The sequence below is a fragment of the Pseudonocardia sp. EV170527-09 genome, assembly GCF_008369905.1.
Taxonomy (GTDB): domain Bacteria; phylum Actinomycetota; class Actinomycetes; order Mycobacteriales; family Pseudonocardiaceae; genus Pseudonocardia.
Genome location: NZ_VRMC01000343.1, coordinates 1 through 463, shown reverse-complemented (window position 1 = coordinate 463; position 463 = coordinate 1). Strand labels below are relative to the sequence as shown.

Genomic DNA, 463 nt, shown 5'->3' with positions numbered 1-463 from the left:
GCGTAGGCGGTGCGTGAGTGGTCGTCGATCACGGTGTGGACGTAGGCGGTCCCGATGGCCGGGCGGTAGTACTTGCCCCGTTGACCGGTGCGCCGCGCGGTGGCCGCCTGGTTGCGGCGGCCTTGCTGTCTTCCCAGGTAGCGCCAGCCCCCGCCGTCGGGGATGTTGGCGAACTTGGTGACGTCGACGTGGATCAGCGAGCCGGGGTGGGGGTGCTCGTAGCGGCGCAGCGGCTCCCCGGTGCCCCGGTCGATGTGGGAGAGCCGGTTGATCCGACAGCGCACCAGGACCGCGTGCACGGTCGAGGCGGCCATGCCCAGGCGCCCGGCTGCGGCTCGCTCAACTCGTCGTCGAGCACGGCTGGACCCACACCGCGGCCGCGACAATGTTCATGGTCTCCGCGCGGACCGCCAAGAAGTGGTCCGACCGCTACCGGGCCGAGGGGCCGGCGGGGATGGCCGAC

1 protein-coding gene and 1 pseudogene are annotated in these 463 nt (G+C 72.1%); one reads left to right on the top strand and one right to left on the bottom strand.

The annotated features are described in order from the left end of the window. A pseudogene (locus FVA95_RS29440) lies at positions 1–329 on the bottom strand (IS481 family transposase); the annotation flags it as partial. Here FVA95_RS29440 and FVA95_RS29435 point away from each other — a divergent pair. Further along, positions 329–463: helix-turn-helix domain-containing protein (locus FVA95_RS29435; RefSeq protein WP_149666950.1), on the top strand; the 135-nt coding region annotated here is incomplete at its 3' end. The pseudogene FVA95_RS29440 and the gene FVA95_RS29435 sit on opposite strands and share 1 nt — an antisense overlap.